Annotated in this window: 20 protein-coding genes; 6 read left to right on the top strand and 14 right to left on the bottom strand. The window is 33.7% G+C overall.

Annotated features, from left to right (window positions below):
* Positions 1-28: 28 nt before the first annotated feature.
* Positions 29-577, top strand: coding sequence for a type 1 glutamine amidotransferase domain-containing protein (locus BSF42_RS16490; protein ID WP_095954194.1), 549 nt, complete (start codon positions 29-31; stop codon positions 575-577).
* Positions 578-1,595: 1,018 nt separating this feature from the next.
* On the top strand, positions 1,596-1,829 hold the full coding sequence (locus tag BSF42_RS16480; RefSeq protein ID WP_095954283.1) for a hypothetical protein: 234 nt from the start codon (positions 1,596-1,598) through the stop codon (positions 1,827-1,829).
* 110 nt (positions 1,830-1,939) lie between these two features.
* Here BSF42_RS16480 and BSF42_RS16475 read toward each other — a convergent pair whose 3' ends face one another.
* The 3 genes from BSF42_RS16475 to BSF42_RS16470 form a co-directional block, all read right to left on the bottom strand.
* On the bottom strand, positions 1,940-2,359 hold the full coding sequence (locus BSF42_RS16475; RefSeq protein ID WP_095954192.1) for a DUF4359 domain-containing protein: 420 nt from the start codon (positions 2,357-2,359) through the stop codon (positions 1,940-1,942).
* A gap of 76 nt (positions 2,360-2,435) precedes the next feature.
* On the bottom strand, positions 2,436-2,603 hold the full coding sequence (locus BSF42_RS22510; protein WP_172426711.1) for a hypothetical protein: 168 nt from the start codon (positions 2,601-2,603) through the stop codon (positions 2,436-2,438).
* Between the two features lie 438 nt (positions 2,604-3,041).
* Positions 3,042-4,229, bottom strand: coding sequence for a hypothetical protein (locus tag BSF42_RS16470; protein WP_095954191.1), 1,188 nt, complete (start codon positions 4,227-4,229; stop codon positions 3,042-3,044).
* A gap of 202 nt (positions 4,230-4,431) precedes the next feature.
* Here BSF42_RS16470 and BSF42_RS16465 point away from each other — a divergent pair, with 202 nt between their 5' ends.
* Entirely contained in the window at positions 4,432-4,731 is a 300-nt protein-coding gene (locus BSF42_RS16465) for a hypothetical protein (RefSeq protein WP_095954190.1), read from the top strand.
* Between the two features lie 155 nt (positions 4,732-4,886).
* Here BSF42_RS16465 and BSF42_RS16460 read toward each other — a convergent pair whose 3' ends face one another.
* The 3 genes from BSF42_RS16460 to BSF42_RS16450 form a co-directional block, all read right to left on the bottom strand.
* A complete protein-coding gene (locus tag BSF42_RS16460) occupies positions 4,887-5,972 on the bottom strand; it encodes an efflux RND transporter periplasmic adaptor subunit (RefSeq protein WP_095954189.1) in 1,086 nt (361 codons plus the stop codon).
* Positions 5,973-6,191: 219 nt separating this feature from the next.
* Positions 6,192-9,479, bottom strand: coding sequence for an efflux RND transporter permease subunit (locus BSF42_RS16455; protein WP_095954188.1), 3,288 nt, complete (start codon positions 9,477-9,479; stop codon positions 6,192-6,194).
* Positions 9,480-9,489: 10 nt separating this feature from the next.
* Positions 9,490-10,875, bottom strand: a complete 1,386-nt coding sequence (locus tag BSF42_RS16450; RefSeq protein ID WP_095954187.1) for a TolC family protein — start codon at positions 10,873-10,875, stop codon at positions 9,490-9,492.
* Between the two features lie 174 nt (positions 10,876-11,049).
* Here BSF42_RS16450 and BSF42_RS16445 point away from each other — a divergent pair, with 174 nt between their 5' ends.
* The 3 genes from BSF42_RS16445 (at position 11,050) to BSF42_RS16435 (ending at position 13,397) form a co-directional block, all read left to right on the top strand.
* The gene (locus BSF42_RS16445) at positions 11,050-12,087 is read left to right on the top strand and encodes a sensor histidine kinase (RefSeq protein WP_095954186.1); all 1,038 of its coding nucleotides are present in this window, start codon (positions 11,050-11,052) and stop codon (positions 12,085-12,087) included.
* On the top strand, positions 12,084-12,791 hold the full coding sequence (locus BSF42_RS16440; protein WP_095954185.1) for a LytTR family DNA-binding domain-containing protein: 708 nt from the start codon (positions 12,084-12,086) through the stop codon (positions 12,789-12,791). The genes BSF42_RS16445 and BSF42_RS16440 overlap by 4 nt, the downstream gene beginning before the upstream one ends.
* Positions 12,792-12,923: 132 nt before the next feature.
* Positions 12,924-13,397: a hypothetical protein gene (locus tag BSF42_RS16435; protein ID WP_095954184.1), complete on the top strand. Its 474-nt coding sequence runs from the start codon at positions 12,924-12,926 to the stop codon at positions 13,395-13,397.
* A gap of 196 nt (positions 13,398-13,593) precedes the next feature.
* On the opposite strand, the gene BSF42_RS16430 is transcribed toward BSF42_RS16435, so the two are convergent.
* The 8 genes from BSF42_RS16430 to BSF42_RS16395 form a co-directional block, all read right to left on the bottom strand.
* The gene (locus tag BSF42_RS16430) at positions 13,594-14,358 is read right to left on the bottom strand and encodes an SDR family oxidoreductase (RefSeq protein WP_095954183.1); all 765 of its coding nucleotides are present in this window, start codon (positions 14,356-14,358) and stop codon (positions 13,594-13,596) included.
* 218 nt (positions 14,359-14,576) lie between these two features.
* Positions 14,577-15,305 (bottom strand): SDR family oxidoreductase, encoded by a 729-nt coding sequence (locus tag BSF42_RS16425; protein ID WP_095954182.1) that lies wholly within the window; start codon positions 15,303-15,305, stop codon positions 14,577-14,579.
* A gap of 236 nt (positions 15,306-15,541) precedes the next feature.
* Complete coding sequence (locus BSF42_RS16420; RefSeq protein WP_095954181.1) at positions 15,542-16,465, bottom strand: AraC family transcriptional regulator; 924 nt, start codon at positions 16,463-16,465, stop codon at positions 15,542-15,544.
* Between the two features lie 428 nt (positions 16,466-16,893).
* Positions 16,894-17,454: a 2'-5' RNA ligase family protein gene (locus BSF42_RS16415; RefSeq protein WP_095954180.1), complete on the bottom strand. Its 561-nt coding sequence runs from the start codon at positions 17,452-17,454 to the stop codon at positions 16,894-16,896.
* Positions 17,455-17,537: 83 nt separating this feature from the next.
* A complete protein-coding gene (locus BSF42_RS16410) occupies positions 17,538-19,325 on the bottom strand; it encodes an amidohydrolase (protein ID WP_095954179.1) in 1,788 nt (595 codons plus the stop codon).
* 210 nt (positions 19,326-19,535) lie between these two features.
* Positions 19,536-20,225: a hydrolase gene (locus tag BSF42_RS16405; protein ID WP_095954178.1), complete on the bottom strand. Its 690-nt coding sequence runs from the start codon at positions 20,223-20,225 to the stop codon at positions 19,536-19,538.
* Positions 20,226-20,456: 231 nt separating this feature from the next.
* Complete coding sequence (locus BSF42_RS16400; RefSeq protein ID WP_095954177.1) at positions 20,457-20,771, bottom strand: hypothetical protein; 315 nt, start codon at positions 20,769-20,771, stop codon at positions 20,457-20,459.
* Positions 20,772-21,434: 663 nt separating this feature from the next.
* Positions 21,435-22,466: an AraC family transcriptional regulator gene (locus BSF42_RS16395; protein ID WP_095954176.1), complete on the bottom strand. Its 1,032-nt coding sequence runs from the start codon at positions 22,464-22,466 to the stop codon at positions 21,435-21,437.
* Between the last annotated feature and the right edge of the window lie 59 nt (positions 22,467-22,525).

The raw sequence follows: 22,525 nt of genomic DNA, 5'->3' as shown, positions 1-22,525 counted from the left end.
AATTAATAACGTTTTAAAAATTAAAATTATGAAAAAGAATATAGCCATATTAGCAACAAACGGTTTTGAAGAATCAGAATTAGCATCGCCTAAAGCCTATTTAGAAGAGCAAGGATGGAATGCAGATATCATCAGTTTAAAATCTGGAACTATTAAATCTTGGAAAGACGGTAACTGGGGCAAAGAATATAATGTTGATGTAGTATTAGATCAGGCAAATGAAGCAGATTACGATGCTTTGGTTCTTCCGGGAGGAGTTATAAACCCTGATTTATTAAGAAGAGAAGAGGCAGCAGTAAATTTTGTACGTTCCTTTTTTGAAAGTAAAAAACCAGTTGCGGCTATTTGTCATGGCCCTCAAATTCTGGTAGATGCTGACGTTTTAGAAGGCCGAAAAGTAACTTCGTTCTTCTCTGTTAAAAACGATTTGAAAAATGCCGGAGCACAATGGGAAGACTTAGAAGTGGTCGTAGACAATGGATTAGTAACCAGCCGAAACCCTGATGATTTGCCAGCCTTTAATAAAAAAATGGTAGAAGAAATTAAAGAAGGAAAACACGAGCGTCAGACGGTGTAAAAAATGTTTTCTATTTACATTTATCAAGTTGCAAAAAATGCAAGATCAATTTTGGTCTTGCATTTTTTTGTTGAATAGCCCCTAGTTTTAACTAGGGTATTTGATAAGATTTTATAATAATAGGCTTTAGCCAAAATGCGCATTTGGCTAAAGCCTTTTTTCTCCCTTTTATTTATATCTCCAGTTAAAACTGGGGGCAATTAGTTTTCTTAATTAATTGAGGATCAATCTTTGCATTCCTCTGGTTGAAACCAGAGGCTATGTTTTAAAATGATTGTGGAGTTTAATGTGTTTTTTTTTCCTTTTGCTAGTGTTAAGCGTTGCTGTTTTCCATCTACTTTGTCATTTCGACCGAAGAGAGAAATCTCCACAAGTAGCTCGACAAAGATTAGAAATAAATAGCCCCAAGTTTTAACTAGGGTATTTGATAAAATTTTATAATAATAGGCTTTAGCCAAAATGCGCATTTGGCTAAAGCCTTTTTTTCTCGCTTTTATTTATACCTTCAGTTAAAACTGGAGGCAATTGATTTTTTAAATAAAATGAGGATAAATCTTTGCGTTCCTCTGGTTGAAACCAGAGGTTATGTTCTAAAATGATTATGGAGTTTCTCCCGATGCCTCGGGATTGCTCAGCCTGACAAATGTTTACGTGCAGTTTGTCATCCTGAGGAACGAAGGATCACATGCGCATATCGACAAAGATTGGATTAAGTTTGCGTCCCGAAGCTTCGGGATCGCGAAGATTTCTCCTTACGTCGAAATGACAAAAATGCGATAAGTACCTCCTGAAATATAGATTTCTTATATTTGATAAAAGCAATATAGTAATTGAAAGAAAAATCTTTCTTTTTAAAATATTTTCTTTTACATTTGTAGTTCTTAAAACTACGACTTTAAGAAAAAAACAGTCTTGCCCTTGTATTATGTGTACGGTGTCGGAAACGTCCGTAAGCGCTGTCGTAGGCGTTAAGAACACTAAAATACAAGGGTTTTATATTCTTAAAAACTACGACTTTATGAATTCAAACACCCTTTCCAAAGAAGCCGAAACTAGGCTGATTGATTTTTTTAATCATATTATAGATCCCGAAGATATGGCTAAAATTTTAAGACAAGTAAATTGCATTTTAGCTCTCGGCGTAATGCGACAACACGAAACCCTCCAAATTGGACTACCCAATTTTGAAGACAATTATTATTGGCTCAATGAATTGGCGGAGATTTTGAATCCTTATTTGAGTGAGGAGTGAAGTTTAGAAAATGGAAAAACCTCGATTTTTTTTAAATCGAGGTTTTATTTCTTAGAGATATAATATATTCACTACTTTTTGCTACTGATTACAAATCTGCGCTATATGGTTTATTCTGTAGCCCTTGAGTCTACCCTGACAGCCATAGTATCAACTGCTTCTGAACTATTTTCATAGCTGTTTATTTCATTGTTATCAAACGCCTTATTTACTTTTTCAGAAAGATAAACATTTCCAAATAGACCGTATCCAATACTTTTACTTTTGCCTTGCCATGTAATTTTAGTAATTGAAAATAGTATATAATTGTCTCTAGTTACTGAATTCTCAATTAACTTTTCTACCAAAGAACTTCCAAACAAAATTCCTAATTTTTCCATATCAGACCCATTTTCTGAGATAGAATTTTGAACAACTTGATTTATTACTGATTTTACCGCTTGTTTATGTTCATCACTACTTGGGTTAGTTAAAACTGCAGCCAAAATGATAACAGCAAAAACTATAAGTATAATATTCGATTTTTTCATAATTTTTTTATTTGGTTTTCATTTTCCAGTAAATAAGACTTCCATTTCTGGAAGTCTTAAAATAAACAATAAGCTGTTAAGCATATCGGATTAACTTCCATGTTACAGCTTTGTTGTTGTAAGGAGGAAATTGATTACCTTTTGCTAAAGGTATAGTTGTTGATGGAGAAGATTGTGCCTCCCACACTCCTGATTCAGGACATGTTTCGCCAGTTTTGCGAGTTGTTCCTAGTGGTAATGCCATAATTTTAATAATTAAGGGTTAATAATTAGTAAACTTAAAACCATTCATTATCTAATTATTACGGAAAACCTTCTTTTAAATATTTTTATAAGATAATTTAATTTACTTAGATTATTTTGACGTTTTTGAGTTCAAGTAAGGTACTCGTGTTAGCCAGAAGCAGGGACTAAAATTTATTAAAAAAACCTCGATTTTTTAAGGTCAAGGTTTTTAGTTCTTAGAGAAAAAAATGCATTCATTACTTTGTGGACACGGATTGCAAATCCGCGCTATCGGCGCTTGAGGTTGTTTATAGTTTTTAAGAACTGATAAAAAACGCAAAGTCGGGAGACTTTGCGGAGCTGGGATTTTCATTAAATGACCAACAACTTATTTTTTTGATAAGAAATGTAAATTATCTATTTAAATATTGTTCTACTAATATTTATTTTAGTACTATTAACTATCAATGTTTTTTGTTGGATCAACTTTTTCAATTATTCTTTCCAAAACTGATTTTTGAATATTTTCAGGATCTTTATTTGTATATCCTGTTGGTTGATGAGAAAAAATTGCATTGGCAGCATTTGTCAAAACTTCATCTTTCGCATTTTCTGAATATAGTCTTTCAAGAAGACGAATCGAGGCATCTAAAGAATTGCCCTTGTGTTTATTAATTGTATAATTATGCATAGAAGCGTTATAATTTTTTACACAGAAGTTTAGTAAATAAATTAAAAAGGATATGATAAATAGCCTAAAAAAAATTGCCTTAAATATTTCAAGATACAAAATTGTTCGATTGCAATCTTCACAGAGGATATTGTAATTAATCTCAGTAATCTTATTAAAACAACTCAGTTCAAAACAGAAATTTTTGAATAAACATATAACGACTATAATTAATATACTGGCACATCCGCAAATTCCAGCAATCCATAATTTTGAGTTTTTTAAAAATGTTTCGGCTTGACTACTAAAAATTACAACTTGTTCATTTATTTCTGCTTTTTGGAAAGTTGTTGTATATCTTGTCTCGAAATCTTCAATTTCGTGAGTAAGTCTATTTCTTAAAAGCTTAATTTCTTCGGCATCACTTAAAGTTTCATCTTTTATTTTTCCCAACTGATCTTCGAAATCAATTGTTATTGTTGATTTTTCTAGTTCATGAATTAAACCTATAATTTTAGACAAAAGACCTACAGCTCTTTCTCTAAGATTTGACAGAGTAGAAAGATAGGTAGGTCTTTGGGCTAGAAATTTTCCATTATCAAATCTCGATATTTGGTCGAAATTTGAATTTATTTCTGTTATAATTTGAATCAAATCTTGTATTGATATTTCGTCAATTTCAATAATATATGGAGTAATACGGTCAACAATTTTTGAGATTGTATTTACAACTTCCTCAGCGTAATTAAAAGCTTCAGAACCGAGATTTTTTCGTACAACTTTTTCTAAGTTGTAGTTACGAATTTTATGAGATACGTTATTCAGATTATTTATGCTACTTGATGATGCCATAAATGATTTTTTATAAATTATTGGGAGTATATCTTTTTGAACCAATAATACCGATATCATCGTTATAAATACTTTATCGGCAAACTGTAAACGGATTTTATTTTTCTTGATAAATAAAATCATTTTCACCAAAAGTATTAATTTACCAATGTAAATAACCCCGTACTTATACCTGAATTTATTAAACAAAAAAAGGACAGTCCTTCCAATTAAAGAAGAACTGCCCTTTTAGGCAAATTTTTAAATTTGCATTCCTAAGAATGCGTACAGTTTTTGGTAATCACTAAATTGAAGACTAAAACACAGATTGTATTATTTTAGTAACATGAAAAAAATCAATAAGGAAAGTTTTAAAAATTATTTAAATGATGTTTATCAATCAAGAATAACATACTATGAAGAATTTAATGAATTTTTAATTTTTTTTGAGATAGACTGTTTTTCTGAGGATTGTAAACATAAATTATCAATTGAAATTACAGACCATGAAATTAAGTTTGGTGCAATAACCAAAGAACCATCAATTGATTTTTCATTATATGACTTTGTAGTTGAAACAAATAAAGAAGCAGAAGAATTTGTTGAGCAAATAAACAAACTTGGTTGGCCAAAACAATTGGAGTAATTCGTCGCAAATATTTGAAGAGTTATTTTAGCTTCTAAAAAAAGGACAGTCCCTCCAATTAAAGAAGAACTGCCCTTTTAGGCAAATTTAAAAATTTGCATTCCTAAGAATGCGTACAGTTTTTGGTAATCACTAAAATGAAGACTAAACGCAGGTTATTCGTTTATTACATCGCCTTCCTTAGTTTCTTCGCTGGCAATTTTTACCAGTTTATCTTGAGGGTTCAAATCGCCGAAAATTTCTATTTTATCGTCGATTTCTCTTCCTTTTTTTACATCAACTCTAGTTGCTTTATGATTCACGACTTTAATTACAAACAATCCTTCTGCAGAATTCACCAAAGCCGATTTAGGAATGACGAACGTACTGTCTTTCGCGTTAAGCGGTAACAAAACTTCGGCAACCATTCCTGGTAAAAGATCTTTTTTGGTGTTTAAAACATCCATTTCAACACGCTCAGAACGTAATTTTAAATCTAAGGCGCCAGACATTCTGGTAATTTTAGCTTTAAAAGTTTCGGGTAACGATTTTACATTAAAACTCATTTCGTCGCCTTGGTGTAAATATCCCGTATACAATTCTGGAATGGAAACCGCCAAACGCAGTTTATCCTGCTGCTGAATCGTCAATAATGGTAAATCAGATCCTTTTCCGGCTGGACCAACATACGTTCCCAAATTCACATTTCTAGCCGCTACAACGCCGTCAAAAGGAGCACGGATTTCTAGATAACCTCTCATAATGCCCACTTCTTTGTGTGCCGCAACGGCCGCTTGGTATTGTGCATAATCGGAGTTCTTTTTACCGCTTGCCATTTCTAAATCATTTTTAGAAATTGTTCCTTCAACTTTGCTTGTTTCATACAAACGGTTGTACGTGCTTTTGCTGGTGGCGTAAATGGCTTCCATCGATTTTAATCTCGATTCGGCTGCAGCCAATTGCGAACTGATTTCTGGTGCTTCCAACACAATTAAAAGTTGTCCTTTTTTTACTTTCGTACCAATATCAACTTTTAAGAGCTTTACGAAACTGCTCACTTTTGCATACAAATCAACTTGTTGAAAACCTGTTAATTCAGCTGGTAAACGCAATTCTGTTGTTAGTTTTTCTTTTGCTAAAAGAAAGGTTTCTACTTTAGGTTCAATTTCTGGTGTAACCGTTTCTTCTTTTTTCTTTTCGCAGCTTAGTACAACTAAAGCTGTAAATAGTATCGCTGTAGATTTTATAATGTTATTTTTCATTTTTTGGTTTTATAGAATGAATATGTTTTTAGCTTTTGGGTGAAAGTGTTTAAAATTTAATTTAACACATAGAATCATAGCTCTTCTTTACGGGTAAAGGCGTTTCACTTGTTTTAATGCACATAGCTATGTGTGAAAACTAGTTTTTTCTTTAACCTTTTTTATTTAAAACTAAAATCTATTGTTTCTATGTGTTAAAAAATATTTACACTCAACAGGTTACTTTCCAACTTTCGACTTACTTATTGATGAGATATAATGGATGCTTTCTTCGTCTTCAGGATCTAAAGAAACAGATTGTGTTGTTGTTTTAGCTTGTGCCCACGCAAATATCTGAGGCAGGATCAATAATACGGCAAAAGTAGAAAATAATAAGCCGCCAATAACTGCTCTTCCTAACGGAGAAACCTGATCGCCTCCTTCGCCGTGTCCAATTGCCATTGGAAGCATTCCCGCAATCATCGCAACAGACGTCATGATAATTGGACGCAAACGTAACGCCGCCGCTTCACGCGCAGATTCTAAGGCATTGCCATTTATTTTTCGAAGCTGTTCGGCATTCGTAACCAATAAAACGGCGTTGGCAATCGAAACCCCAACCGACATAATGATTCCCATATACGATTGTAAATTTAGTGTTGAACCTGTAATAGTCAGCATTAACAATGCACCTAAAACTACCGCTGGAACGGTCGTTAAAATTACCAGTGAAACTTTGAACGATTGGAAATTAGCGGCCAGCATTAAGAAGATTACAAAAATCGCAACCAACAATCCTGATTGTAAACTGCTTAATGTCTCCGTCAGTACAGTACTTAGTCCGATAGGTGTAATAAACAAACCACGTGGTAATTCACCCAAAGCACTAATTGTTTTGCCTACATCTTTTGTCGCCGTACCTAAATCGGTTTGGTTGATGTTTGCAGTAACGGTAATGTACGGCATGGCCCCTAAATTGTCATTTTCACCACTTACAAATCCGGGTGTAATTTTAGCTACGTCGCTCAAAACAGGACGAATTGAATTTTTCAATAACGGAATTTCGCCTATATCGGTTTTGCTTTTCATTTTATTCAATGGCACTTGAACCTGAACGTTGTATGATAATCCCGCTCTTTCATCAACCCACATATTTTTATCGGTATATCGTGATGATGAGGTCGAAGCGACAAGAGAACGCGAAATGTCATTCATATCAACTCCCAATTCTGCTGCTCGTGTTCTGTCAATATCAATATTCATTGCTGGATAGTGAATTGGCTGTCCAATCTGTACATCTCTGAAATACGAAATCGCTTTTAGTTTCTCTACAATTTGATTTGCATATAATTCATTTCGTTTTTTGTCTTTTCCTGCAATTCGAATTTCGATTGGAGTAGGAGAACCTTGGCTTAAAACCTTGTCTGTCAATTCGATTGGTTCAAAAGAAACTTTAGTGTCTGGAAGGACTTTTTTAAGCCTTGCTCTAAACTCATCTTTAAATTCATCCATATCGGCATGGTAATCTTTTAAACTCACCTGAAAAACAGCTTCATGCGAACCCGCCATGAATAAATAAATTGGGTTAATGGAGAATAAAGAAGGGTGCTGCCCCACATAAACAGAAGTGATCCCTATATGTTCCGGCCCAACCATTTTTTTCAATTCCTTTAAAGTAATTACTGCTTGTTCTTCTGTTCTTTCCAAACGCGTTCCGTCCGGAGCACGAAGCCGCAGTTGAAACTGACTTGAATTTGTTTTTGGAAATACATCTTTTCCAATAAAACTAAGTAAGACAATTGCTAAAACCGTTGCAGAAACCAGATACACGATACTCGTCAATTTTTTATGAACAAATAAGCGGTCTAAAGTTCTCATAAAGCGAATTTTGAAACGCTCAAAACCACCTATTTTTCCGTTGTTGTTGGTATCGTCTTTTTCGACATACCCTTTTTTCTGGGTAATAAGTTCTCTTTCAGATTCTGGTGTTATACCGCTGTCATTAAATTCGGCTTCGTCATCTGTAATTTCTGGACCATGATCGTGTTTTGGATGCGCTTTCATTAACCAGTTGGCCATTACAGGCACAAAAGTCTGAGAAAGTAAAAACGAAATAACCATCGAGAATCCAATTGCTAAAGCTAAAGGCAGAAACAACGCTCCCGGAATACCAACCATTGTAAATGCCGGCGCAAATACGGCCAAAATACAAAGTAAGATCAATAATTTTGGCAAGGCAATTTCCTGGCAGGCATCCCAAATGGCGAGTGCTTTTGGTTTTCCCATGTCGAGATGCTGGTGAATATTTTCGATCGTTACCGTACTTTCATCCACCAAAATTCCGATAGCCAAAGCCAATCCGCTTAAAGACATTAAGTTGATGGTTTGCCCGAATAATTTTAGGAATAAAACACCAGAAATAATCGAAATTGGAATCGTTAAAATTACAATTAACGCGGCACGCCTGTCTCCCAAGAATAATAAAACCATTAAACCGGTTAAAACCGCACCAATAATTCCTTCGGTAATTAAACTTTTTACCGAGTTAATTACATAAACCGACTGGTCAAATTCATACGATAATTTTACATCTTCGGGTAAAGTACTTTGAATTTTTGGCAGTTCCGATTTTAATTTCTGAACCACATCCCAAGTCGAAGCATCTCCCGCTTTTGCAATACTAATATAAACCGAACGTTTTCCGTTTACCAATGCATAACCCGCTGTAATATCGGCACCATCTTTTACGCTGGCAACATCGCCTAATTTTAAGTTTTGAACACCGCCTTTAAATAACGGAATATTCTCAAAATCTTTAACTTCTTTAATCGTATTGTTGGTTGGGGTAATATAATTTTTGTCGCCCATTCTCACGTTTCCGCCCGGAGCCGTCTGGTTGTTTACACGTATAGCTTCTACAACTTGATCTGGCGTCATATTGTGCGAACGCAATAAATCTGGATCTACGTTAACCTCGATTGTTCTTGGGCTTCCGCCGAAGGGTGCAGGAGAAAGCAATCCAGGAATCGAAGTAAACGAAGCACGAACATAAACGTTGGCTAAATCCTGTAATTCGTTGTTTGAACGTATTTTACTGCTCAAAACCAATTGACCAATTGGCAGAGATGAAGCATCAAAGCGAATGATAAACGGAGGCTGTGTTCCCGGAGGAAATGCCGCCTGAATCCTGTTCGATAGCGAACTTAATTCGGCTGCAGCCTGCGCCATATTAGTGTTTTCATAATAGGTTAATTTCATGATCATTAACCCCTGAATATTTTTGGTTTCTACCGATTTTACACCGTTGGCAAAAGGCAGAATATTGACGTAAGTCTTAGCAAAATAAGCTTCCATCTGGTCTGGCGTGTAACCTCCAAAAGGATGCGCAATATAGATAACCGGCAAATTCATTTTTGGTAAAATATCTACCTTAATGTCTTTGATGGCACCAATTCCGAAGAAAAATAGACCCGCAACCAATACTAATATGGAGATGGGTTTGCGGAGTGCAAAACGTATTAAATTCATTTGGATCTAATTAAAATTCATTTATAAATAAGTCAAAATTGCCTGTTGCAGCGACTTTTAGCAAATACGACTGCCATACATTATTGTTGACAATATCACGATCAATTTCGGCACGGTTTAAAACGTACATGGTTTGTGTCAAATCGGTTAAATCAGTCAAACCATTTTTGTATAAAGTCGATTTTTGCAAATAAGCTCGTTTTGCCGCATCAACCTGAATTGGCGCTTCTGCGTAATTTTCTAAAGTAATTCTGATCTTATCTTCAGCAAAATTCAATTGTGATTTCAGTTCTCTATCGGCCTGATTGTATTCTTCCTGCAAAGCCTGAGAAACAAATTTCTGAGCCGTTACTTGTTTGTTTGCTCTAAAAGGCGTCGTTAAATTCCATGTAATTCCAACCCCAATTAAATAGTTGGTACGATCTGGATTTACGCCGTCCCAATAATTTCGGTTAAAAGCAGTTTGATCTGTTGCATAAGAGGAATCAAATCCCGAAGCTCTGGTTTGTAAAACACCAAAAGCACTCATGGTTGGATAATAGAAACGCTGGAACAATTTAACCTGCTGATTGCTGTAATCAATTCTCGTTTTGTACAATTGCAATAACGGATGCAAACTGTCTGTTGCCGCATTTTCTTTAATTAATTCTTTTGGAATCTGAGTAACGAAAAGCGTATCAGTAACAAAATCCTGAGGAAGAACACCCATTAAATCGACTAATTTGTTGTTTTGTTCTTTAACGAAGTTTCGAGCCAGGTTTAAAGCGATTTTAGCTTTTGAAACTTCGGCAGTTGCCAATGTAGAATCGACTCCGGCCAATAATCCGTTTTTAACTCTTGCAGCGGCTGTCTTTTTGAAAACTTCTGCACGGCTAAGGTTTTTTTGCTGTGAAATCAACAATCGCTGGCTTGCCAGTAAATTAAGATAAGCCGCAGAAATTTTGATTTCCTGTTGGAACATTTCCTGCTTCAAATCATTTTCTTTGGCTTGAACATCAATTTTAGATAAATTGATTTTCTCTTTAATTTTTCCAAAAGTGAAAAAATCCCAGTTCATATTGACCAGATAAAGAGCACCAAATGCTGAGTTCCAGTTTTGTTCAGGTAACGGAAGTCCTGATGAAGCAACGCCAAGTCCGCCAAAACCATAAAGCGGTCCGTTTTGGCCGTTTACAGTTCCGTAATCTTGCTGCGCCGACAAATTTAAGTTAGGCAGATAATCACGGCGAGATTGTTTTAGAGTCTCTTTTGATGCATTGGTGTAATTGTTTTTTGCTCGGATGGAACCGTAGTTTTCAAGCCCCGTTTTTACTGCTTCTTTTAAAGAAAGGGTTTGAGAATAACCAGCTGAGGCAAAAATCAAGAAAAATAATAAGGTAATTTTTTTGAAATACATAAACTCAAGGTGTGATATAAATAGTTTTTGATGAAACAAATTTATTTCTCTTACGTTGATAAAAGTCAGGTTAAGTGATGTACTGCACTAGTAAATGACGAATTGAATTTGTCATTTTAAAGAAATAAAAATTAAATTTTTGTTCGTACTTTGTAAACTATTTCAAAATTAAGAATGAACAAAAAAATTGATAACATACTGGATAACAAATGGTGGCAGGAAGTTGCTGTTGTCCTTTTTTCATTTACAATTTATACCTTAAAAAATGATTGGATGTTATTTAGTTCCTTCATTTCTATTTTAATGGGTGTATTTTTCTATTGCATTTTATACATGCATGCCCAATTTAACCGCTTTTTTCTCCTTCCTATTTTATTCAAAGCAAACAAACCTTTTACGTATATAATTTTGACATTATTTGGAGTTTTTGTGTTTTCCGTCATTTTGTATGAAATTACAATGCTGGATATGTTTGCAAAATGTCATTTGTATCAAAACTCACATCAAAGAAGTTATGCGTACCAATTGGCGAGTGTTTTAGGAACTTTGGTTTGTATTTTAAGTCCAATAATCGTATTTAAATTTTATCGCATTCACAGAAAACAAACCGATGCTGCATTATTGTTCAATCAAATGCAGTTGAATTCTTTAAAAGGACAATTGAACCCGCATTTTTTATTCAATACTTTTAATACACTTTACGGAATAAGTCTTCAGTTTCCAGACAGAACGCCGGATTTAATTATGAAAGTTTCGCAGTTAATGCGTTACCAGCTTGAAAGTAACAGCAAACAATGTGTTTCTTTAGAAGATGAACTGGAATTTATAAACAGTTACGTACAGCTTGAAAAAGAGCGCGTTGGCTATCGCTGTGATATTACATTTGATTCTAATGTTGATAACGAAAATGCGTATAAAATTTCGCCAATGCTCTTAATTGCATTTATAGAAAATGCTTTTAAACATGGAACTTGCGCTATTGAAAAGTGTTTTGTAAATATTACCATTAGTGTTGAAAAAGGTTTGTTAAACCTTCATGTTACAAATTCAATTCCGAAGAAAACAGATGTGATTTCGACTAAAATCGGTTTGAAAAATACGATTGAGCGTTTGAATTTAATTTATGGAAAAGACTATAAATTAGATATTCAGGACGATAAACAGATTTATACTGTTGATTTAGAAATACAGCTTAAAAAGTTTGTAGGATGAGAGAAACAAAAAAATGCATTATTGTAGATGACGAACCCGCTGCGCATTATGTTTTGGCTAATTATATCAAACAGAATCCGCAGTTAGAATTGGTTTTTCAAGGTTATAATGGCATTGAAACAATGAATTATCTCAGAGAAAATTCTGTTGATTTAATGTTTCTCGATATCAATATGCCCGAGATTTCTGGAATGGAACTGCTGAAAATTCTTCCATCGCATCCGAAAACTATTTTGACAACGGCATATTCTGAATTTGCTTTGGAAAGTTATGATTACGGTGTGATTGATTATTTATTGAAGCCCATTTATTTTCCAAGATTTTTAAAAGCAATTGATCGTTTTTTTGCGACAGAAAATGTAAAACAAAAGGCAGAAGAAGAAACGGTTAATTCCGTTAATGTAAAAGTCGACGGCTATTTGATGAATATAGAATTGGATCAGCTTTTATTTGCGCAGAGTTTTGGAAACTATGTAAAACTGCACACGATTAAAAGAACTTATCTGGCTTCGATTACGACAACGGAATTCGAGAAATGCCTGCCAGAAAAGAGTTTCATGCGCGTTCACAAATCCTATATCGTGGCACTCGATAAAATTGATACAACTGAGAAAGATTTTATTGTAATTAAAAACGAAAGAATCCCAATTGGAATTACTTACAAAAGAGAATTAACAGACCGACTAAAAAAGCTGGAGTTGTAATTTACTTTTTAGTTAAGTGCTTAATTCAAAATAAATTATATGTTCATAAAAAATATTGTGAGGTTCATTTTTTCTTCATTATAAAGTAGTACTTTTAATACGTTATTTAAAGTTTAATTTAAAAATGAAGCCATGAAAAACGTGTTTTTGATTTTTACTTTTTTATGCAGCAGTTTTTTAATTGCACAAGAAGGAACGAATATGAAAAAAGAAGTGACACCGCCAGAAAAGGTGAAACTTGCTTTTGAAAAAGAATATCCTGGCAAAGTACCTGTTTGGTCTGAAGAATATGTTGGAGATGATAATGATGAGATTCGTTATGAAGCCAGATATAACGTAAATAACACCACAAAAGCGCTGGCTATTTACGATAATTTAGGGATTATGAAAGCGTATGAATTGCAGATTCCGCTAAGTCAGCTGCCGCCAAAAGCACAAGCTTATTTAAAGAAAAATTATGGTGCAAAAGCAATTCGAGAAATTGCGGTTGTAGTTAATGATAAGAATATTACAACGTATGAAGTTGGAGTAGAAAAAGACAAGAAGTTTTATGACATCCAATTCGACAAAGACGGCGGATTTGATGTGATCATTGAGAAAAATTAAATATAAGAGCTTACTAATTCAAATATATTTGAAACGACAAACCCGATAAGTTTTGATGCTTATCGGGTTTTGTTTTATTTTAAAATTTAAAATTTAAAATTTAAAATTCCACTTTTAATCATCAATAATTAACCATGAACCATGAACAATTAACAATTATCAATTAACCATTCACCATTCACCATTCACAATTATCTTAAAGCATCATTCCACCAGAAACTTCAATTCTTTGCGCATTTACCCAGCGTGCTTCCTCAGTACATAAAAAGGCAACAACACCGCCAATATCATCAGGTAAACCCACTCTTCCTAAAGCCGTTACCGAAGCAATCTGCTGATTCATCTGTTCGTTGTCGCGAACGACTCCGCCTCCAAAGTCAGTTTCGATTGCGCCTGGAGCAACCACATTTACTTTGATTTTTCTTGCTCCTAATTCTTTTGCCTGATATTTTGTTAAAGTCTCAATTGCGCCTTTCATAGCGGCATAAGCGGCGTAACCTGGGAAAGAAAATCTTGCTAAACCAGTTGAAATATTTACGATCCCGCCACCGTCATTCATTACATTTAACCCTTTTTGTGTTAAGAAGAATGGTCCTTTAAACTGAATATTAGTCAATTGATCAAATTCTGCTTCAGTTGTCCCAACGAATGAATTGTGAATTCCGATTCCAGCATTGTTTACTAAAAAGTCAAATTTATCTGTTTTAAAAGTGCTTTTTAAAGTTGATTCTACTTCATTGAAGAAAGAATCAAAAGTACTTGAGACAGCAACATTCAGTTGAAGCGAAGCTGCTTTCTGACCTAAATTTTCGATTTCTTTAACCACCAAGTCAGCTTCATCTTTTTTGCTGTTGTAGGTTATAACTACATCAATTCCTTTTTTAGCAATTGCAATTGCCATGTTTTTTCCTAAACCTCTGCTTCCGCCTGTTACCAAGGCTATTTTTGTATTTACTGCCATCTTTTTGATTGTTTATTGTTTATTGTTTATTGTTTATTGTTTATTGTTTGTTGTTTATTGTTTGTTGTTTGTGATCAGTCTGAGCGATCCCGAGGCTTCGGGAGGAGACCTTAAAATGTAATGTCCTTTTTTCGAGACTTTATAGCACTCAGTAAAACAAGTACATAGAGACAAAATTTTTAATTTTTAATTCTCAATTTTTAATTTAAAATTTAAAATTATAAGTTAGAATGAAGTGCATTAAATGAAGCCTTTAATTCTGGTACGCTTGCATTTAATCTCGTTTCACTGGTTCCAAAAGTAAGTTCGCTTTTTCCTTCTTTCAATTGTTCAAAAATAGAAACAATGAAATCGCTTACACTTGGATGTGCATCATGTAAACCAATGCCGCCAAGGTCTGTATTCAATGCTGGTGGAATAATTTCGATTACTTCAATGTTATTTGATTGTAATAAATGACGAAGTGAAAGTGTAAACGATCTAAAAAACGCCTTTGTAGCCGAATAAACAGGAACTTTTGCAAAAGGAGAAAATGCCAGTCCAGAAGTTACATTCATTACAGTTGTCAGCGATTTTAATTGAATAAATAGTGACGTTAAATGCAATGGTGCTTCAATATTGGTTGCAACTTCGCTTTTCATACTTTCGTAGAAATCAGCATCAGCAACAGAAACCCATTTTTGAATTCCGGCATTATTGATTAATACGTTTAAGTCAGGATGATTTTCTTCGATCCATTTATAAAGAGCAATTCGTTCTTCTTCTAAAGACAAGTCGCAGACTTTTGTAATAACTGATGGAAATTTTGCTTTTACTTCATTTAGAACAGATTCTCTTCGACCGCAAATAATTACGGTATTGTTTTCCTGAATAAATCGCTCCGTAAGTCCAAGTCCGATACCGCTTGCACCGCCTGTTATTAAAATTTTGTTGTTTGATAAATTCATCTTTTCGATCTTTTAAATTGATAAGACAAAGGTAGGAGTGAGGCAGCATTGGGAAATTGTAAATATCAAATCGATGTTTGCGAAATTCAAATCAGGTGTATTTAAATTTCAATCTTTTAAATTCCAAATTCCAAAACGTTACGCTAAACTTTGTCAAAGTTTAAAACTTTGACAAAGTTCTATTGAACCTGAAACCTGAAACCTAAAATCTAAAATCTAAAATCTGCAATCTAAACTCAAGCCCTAAAAGCCAAAGGCGTCAACGACGTTTGTTTTTTAAAGAAATTAGAAAAGTGCGCCAGCTCCTCAAAACCTAAGGAAAAGGCGATTTCAGAAATATTCCAATCCGTTTGTTTTAAAAGGATTTTCGCTTCATTTGTCAATCGGGTGCTGATTAATTCGGTTGTGGTTTTTCCTGTGTTTTCCTTTAAAACCTTATTTAAATGATTGACATGAACTGATAATCGGGAAGCAAAATCTTTTGCCGTTCTCAATTCTAATCTTTGATTTGGAGATTCGATTGGGAATTGTCTTTCTAATAATTCAGCAAATAAAGAAGAAACTCTCGCTGCAGAATTGTGTTTGGAGTAAAGCGCAGTTATAGGTTGTAATTTTTGTCCGAAGTGAATTAGTTCAGCAACATAATTTCGGATCAAATCATATTTGTAGATATAATCTGAGTTGATTTCTTTTTGTATTTTATTGAAAATCAAAGCGACTTCTTCTACTTCTTCGTCAGATAATTGAAAAATAGGATAACCGTCTGCAGCAAAAATAGGAAGTTCATCAAGATCGATTCCGCTTTTATTTTTGGATAAAAATTCACTGGTAAAAACACAAAACTGCCCAGATTGATTCGTGTCCTGTGGTAAATAGTTGTATGGAATTTTTGGCGTAGCAAATAATAATCCTTGTTTATCAATTTCGATTATTTTATCAGCATACTCGGCCTTATTCTTACCGCGAATTAAACTTATCTTGTAATAAGCTCTTCTGTCATAAGGCATTCCAGGCTTTTCTTTTAGTCGTTCTAAAAGTTCTTTTATGTCAAATACATTAAAATGACCAATTTCTTTTTTAATGTCGTTTGGTAATAATGAACTCGGCTCGACAGATGTACCTTCGGTAATATCTTGATAAAATGAATCTAGTGATTTCATATTTGTGAATTGTAAAATTCAAATATACGAAATATTGATTTTAGTTTCAGGTTTCAGGCTTTCTTTGTTTCAGTTATTTGTTTGTGTTGAATTTAAACGCAAAGTTCGCGAGGATTTACGCAAAGAACGCTAGTGAATTCTCACAAAGACGTAAGTCGCAATTTATAAATATAGCCCACGGTTTCAACCGTGGGAAACGGATTGTGGATTGTATTTTGAATATATTGTGAATACATCTTGAATGTATCATAAATACAATGTGCTCCAATGGTTGAAACCGATGGCTATGTTTATATAGTAACTCGATAAAGATTGGCAACAAATCAACTCCACAAAGATTGCCGGAAATATTTTACGGAGTTACGTTGTAGAGTTTCTAGTGTGATCCTTCGTTCCTCAGGATGACAAGATTGTGGTGAATTATTTTGTTAAAACAAACTTCCCTGAATTAATTCTGGCTGAGGATTACTGCCAAAAGGAATACTATCAATAACGAAAAACTGCTTAACTATGGGATCAAACTCTCTTATAACAATTTCATTGCATAGAAAGTTGAGATGAATTGTTGTAAAAAGTTCAGAAGCAATTTTAAGATTTTCGGGTGTTAACTTTCGTCCGATTGACAGGTGTGGATCTTCGCTTTTTTTAAGTTTTAATGGTTTTAAAGCCTGATGAATCTTTTTCATTAGCAGCTTAAAATTATCTTCAACATCTGCGTTAGGAGCAATGAAGAAAGCGCCGCTGTTGGGATAAGAACCAAAGTGGTCTAACGACACTTGGAACGGCGTAAAGGTATCAGAAATTTGAGAAAGCTTTTGTTTGATTGTTTCGAGCTGCGATTCATCGATCTTAAATTCACAAATTGTAATATGTGCTTCAGAATTACAGCTGTTGTACCATTTGATTTTGCTTCTTAAAAAATCTTTCAATTTCTTAACCGGCTCCACCAATGTTTTAGAATAAAATACAACCGAATATGTTTTTTCCATTTGTAGGACTTTGAATAACACAAATTTAGAATTTAAATTGTGCATTCAAAGCCCTATAAATTATTATCTTTTTTTAATTTGATTTAGTTTTTTTGATAACCGCCAAAGTAATTTACAGGACTCCAATCCGGAATTGCTTTTGGCTTTTCGTTTGCAAATGTTCTAAAGTCATTATCGGCATAAACTACTTTTCCGTTTACAACTGTCAGTTTCGATTCGATGTTGAATATATTTTCTTCAGAAGTATTGAAGTAGTCATCAGAAAGAATTGCAAAGTCGGCTAATTTATTCGCTGTCAGCATTCCTCTGTCTTTTTCAATGTTAATCAATTGTGCACTTCCGTAAGTAAATAATTTTAATGCTGTTGATCTGTCTACAATATTTTCGTCATTCATATATTTTAAACCCCCTAAAGTTTTTCCAGTTGTCAGCCAATACAAACCAACCCACGGATTGTAACTTGCGACACGGGTTCCGTCAGTTCCCATTCCAACTTTAATTCCTAATTCTAATATTTTCTTTAGCGGAACAGTGTTTGCAGCAGCAGTTTTTCCATATCTTTTAATAAAGCTTTCACCTTGATACGCCATTCTATGCTGAATTGCTAATCCGCCGTTTAAGGCTTTTATACGTTTTAAGTTTTCTACAGAAACCGTTTCTCCGTGATCAAAGAACCATAAAAGTCCGCTTAAAGGCGTTTCTTTGTTGATGTCTTCAATAACATTTAAAAACCGTGTAATACTTTCATTATATGTCGCATGAATTCTAAACGGCCATCTATTTTTTACCAATAAAGATAAAACTTCCTTCAATTGTCCTTCCATCGCTGGGCTCAATTCTGGTCTCGGTTTATCGAAGTTTTCAAAATCTCCCGCGCTCATTACTAAATTTTCTCCTGCGCCCTGAACATGATATTCAACTTTATCTGAATGATGATCGTCGTCGCAGCCTTCACCAATTTCAACCGTCTGCATCCATTTGGTGTAATCATTCAATTCTGTTCCAGCTTTTTGGGCAAACAAATAATAAGGCATTCTAACAGTTAAATCGCTGTCTTTGCATAATCCATTTGTCACGCCGTAATCGTCTGGGAAGTTTTGAAATCCGCCGCCGGCATCCATGATTGCAGTTACACCAAGACGGTTCATTTCTGTCATAAATTGTTTAGTCGAATTGAATTTTTCTTCTTCAGATAATTCAGGAAGTTTAGCAAGAGTAGAGTATAAAATAAAAGCATTTGGTTCTGCAACTAATAATCCTGTTGGGTTTCCATTTGCATCTTTTTCAATTAATCCCGCATTTGGATTCGGCGTATTGGCATCGATTTTTAAAGTTTCCAAACCCGCTTTATTCAAATAAGCGTGTCCATATAAGTGAAGAATAAAAGCAGGAACTTCGCCGGTTGCTTCATTGATTTCGGCTAAAGTAGGAAGTCTTTTTTCTTCAAATTGATAAGCGTTCCATCCGCCTACAACTCGAACCCATTGTCCTTTTGGAGTTCGTTGTGCCTGTTCTTTCAGCATTGCTAAAGCTCTTTTTAAAGAACGAACGCCATCCCAGCGTAATTCGGTGTTATAAAATCTTCCACCGCGGATAATGTGCATATGAGAATCGAATATTCCGGGAATAATTACTTTTCCTTTGGCATCGATTACAGTTGTTTTTTTGTCTTTTAATTTTAAGATTTCGCTGTTTTTTCCTGTTTTTAGGATTTTCCCATCGGCTACAGCCATAGCTTCAACAATTGTATTTTTATCGTCTAAAGTATGAATTACAGCATGATGAACGATTAATGTGGCTCTTTTGCCTTGAGCGAAAACAGGCAGGGAAATAATTAAAAGTAATGCGAGTATTTTAGAAGTAAGTTTCATGGCTGTGGTATATTTAGTTTGGCTTTTTTTTAATTAAAAATTAAATAAGAAATTAAAAATTGAGAATTAAAAATTAAAATTTCCTGAATCTGCTAAATCTGCGTGAAAATAAAAAACAAAGAAATTGGTTTTTTAAACTTCAAAAAACGGTTAGCCAGAACTATAAGCAAAATTTTTAATTTTTAATTCTCAATTTTTAATTCAAAAAATTTAGTGTTTCAACATTTCGTGAGCATATTGAACACCTACACCATAAGCACCGCCGTATTTTTTAACTAAGTCGGTTACGGGAACATAAGTTTCCTGACGCGCCCAGTCACGTTGTAGTTCTAATAAATATTGTAATGAAGTTATTGGATGTGCACCAGCCTGAACCATACGAGTTACAGCCATTTCATGAGCTTCTTTAGAAATATCACCGCTTGCATCTGTAATTACATAAACATCGTAACCTTCATTGATTGCAGATAAAGCTGGCCCAACGATACAAACGCTTGTCCATAAACCGCCAAAAACTAATTTCTTTTTACCAGCTGCAATAATTGCTTTGCGAGCGGGAGCATCTTCCCAAGTATTCATTGTAGTACGGTCAATATAGTTGGAAGTTTTTTGCGGGTAGAATTCTTCAATTTCTCTAAATACAGGTCCGCTGAATGATTTTTCGGCAACTGTTGTAACGATAGTTGGAACTTTAAATATTTTTGATGCGCCGGCAACAAGAGCGGTGTTGTTTCTTAGTTGATCGATTGGAATATTGCTTACTGCAAATGCCATTTGACTTTCGTAATCAATTAGTACCAAAGTATGATTTGATGGGTCTAATAATGTAGGACTTGGTTTTTGTGCAAATCCGATAAATATTACTAAGACTAAAACTGTTGTAAGGATTAATTTTTTCATGATAATTTTGATTTTGTTGTGAATAATTGGGTTTTTAAATATTTTTAGAATTTGATTTTCAGTTTATTACATCCAAATTAAATGCCTTGTTTGTAAAGTGTTGATTTTAATGGGTTTTTCAAAAAAAGGCAATAGAAAGCCTCACGATATATCGTAAATTTTAATTTGATATTCGTAAAATGAATTGTTTCTAAGCTTTAATGAAATTTTAAAAGAGAAAAATAATAGTACCTAAATTTTTCCTTTTAAGTGTAAACGGTGAAGAATTTCTGATTTCAGCAATCCGCTTCCGCCGCCAAAATGTTCAATAACTTCTACTTCTGGCTGTTGTTTTAAACAAAAAGAAGTAAACTCTTTTTCAACGTGATCTTCGATTCCGGAACTCAAAAGAACAACATCGATTTTGTGATTTTGAAAATAGTCTTGAGCTTCTTTTTCGTTGTGAAAAGAAACGGCATTCCAGTCTTCGTATGCATTTACAAGACGAAGTAATATAGCCAATATCGCTTCGTTTTTTCCGAGTAATAAGAATTCAAGTGTTTTCATCTTTTTTAGTTTCTAAGATTCTGACTTGCTGTTTTTCTATTTTTTGTTGAAATATCAGTTTTACAGAACTTGTGATTTACTATGCAAATTTATTAGTTTCATTTTCTATTCGACTTAATCTAGAATAAGAAAAAAGGTTCTGAGTTTCTAAGGTTCTAAGATTCTAAGATTTTTATTTTTCCTTTTTTAGATCCTTAAGCTCGTTGCAAATATAGGTCAGGGATCAAAAAACAGGTCTTAATCTAGGATAAGAAATGATTTTTTAAGTGTGTTTTTTACACTTTAAAAGAAAAAACTGACTATTATTTACACAAATTAATGTTAAAGTTGAAAATTCAATACATTGATTTGTAGTGTTATAAGTTTTAATTATGGCCTTGAGAGTGTTATTTTTTTACGCTTATGAGGAAAGCCGTAAGGTATTTTCTTTTGCAGATTCTAATTTTGAAGTGTAGAAATTTGAAAACGGCGGTACTCTTTACCTTTTTAGATGTCACTTTGAATTTTTACAGAAAACTGTTTTTGGAGAAACGTTTTAACAATGAAATTGACATATTCATTTGATCGTGGGTTTTGTATATAAGTTTGCAGTATACATTAAATGTCTAATTTTTTAAGGGTTTTAAGATTACGTCGACGGACATAATTTTAAGACCCTTTTTTTTACCAAAAAAGTGAAAAACCAATTAACCAAAACTGAATAATGTCGGTATTGATTTTAAATTTTTGAGGAGAAAATCCGTAATAACTTTTAAACGCTGCTGAAAAATGAGAAACATCTTTATACCCGCACTTATAAGCTGCTTCACTTACCGTTGCTTTTTTATTTTGAAATAATTCCTTCGCATGTTCCATTCTAAGTTTAATGATATAGCTTCTAACAGTTGTTCCAAAACAAGCTTTAAAACCTTTTTTTAGTTTAAATTCATTTAAAGAAATAAGTCGTGAAAGTTCCGGAAGAGTAGGAGTGTTTCTATAGTCGTTGTCTAATATTTTTTTTGCTTCTAGTAATTTGTTATAATCTTCTTCGTCAATTTTTTCTGTGGTTGAAGGTTTAGCGAAAATAGCTTCAAGCTGGTGAATCAGCAGTTCTTTAATTTTACTTTCGATATAAATTCTTTTTAAGGCGCCTTTTCTGGTACAACTTTTTATTTCATGCGTGACCCATTGTATGGCAGGTGTAAAAGGAAGATATTTTAAAGTTAAATAACTCGATTGTTTGTTCAGGATATTCCTTGAAAATTTTTCATGAAGCTGCCAGTCTTCATTTATAATATTGTAATAAAACTCTTTAGAGAGAATAATCGATAAATAATTGGATTGTGTAAATGCGGGAATTGTAAAAGTGGCTTTAAAATTATTGGTATAAAAAATATTGTGTGTATTTTCTTTAGAATATCTCTCGCTTTCCAATTGGTCAATGTGTGTTTCTACATTACTGCTGTAAATAAAATTCATTACCACAGATTCTTCATCAATTTCAAAAATGACCGTTTTGGCGCTCGAATAATACATTTGAGTATCTATTAAGACCAAACCTTCGGTGATTAAATGACGACTTGTAATTTTTTCAGAATCTTTGTTTTCTATGTTGATATTCTCTTCTGTAAGTATACTTTTTGGGTAATATTTATCTCCAATCTGAATTTTAATTATTGGCGTTTCTGGCGTTAAAAGAGTGGCTTTGATTTTCAAAATTTAATCCGTTTTTACAAAATAATAATCCGTTTTTCCCTAACTTTTTTAAAGCAGTT

This window comes from Flavobacterium sp. ACN6 (genome assembly GCF_002304005.1).
Taxonomy (GTDB): domain Bacteria; phylum Bacteroidota; class Bacteroidia; order Flavobacteriales; family Flavobacteriaceae; genus Flavobacterium.
Note: the sequence above shows the minus strand (reverse complement) of the source record. Positions and strands in the feature narration are given on the sequence as shown.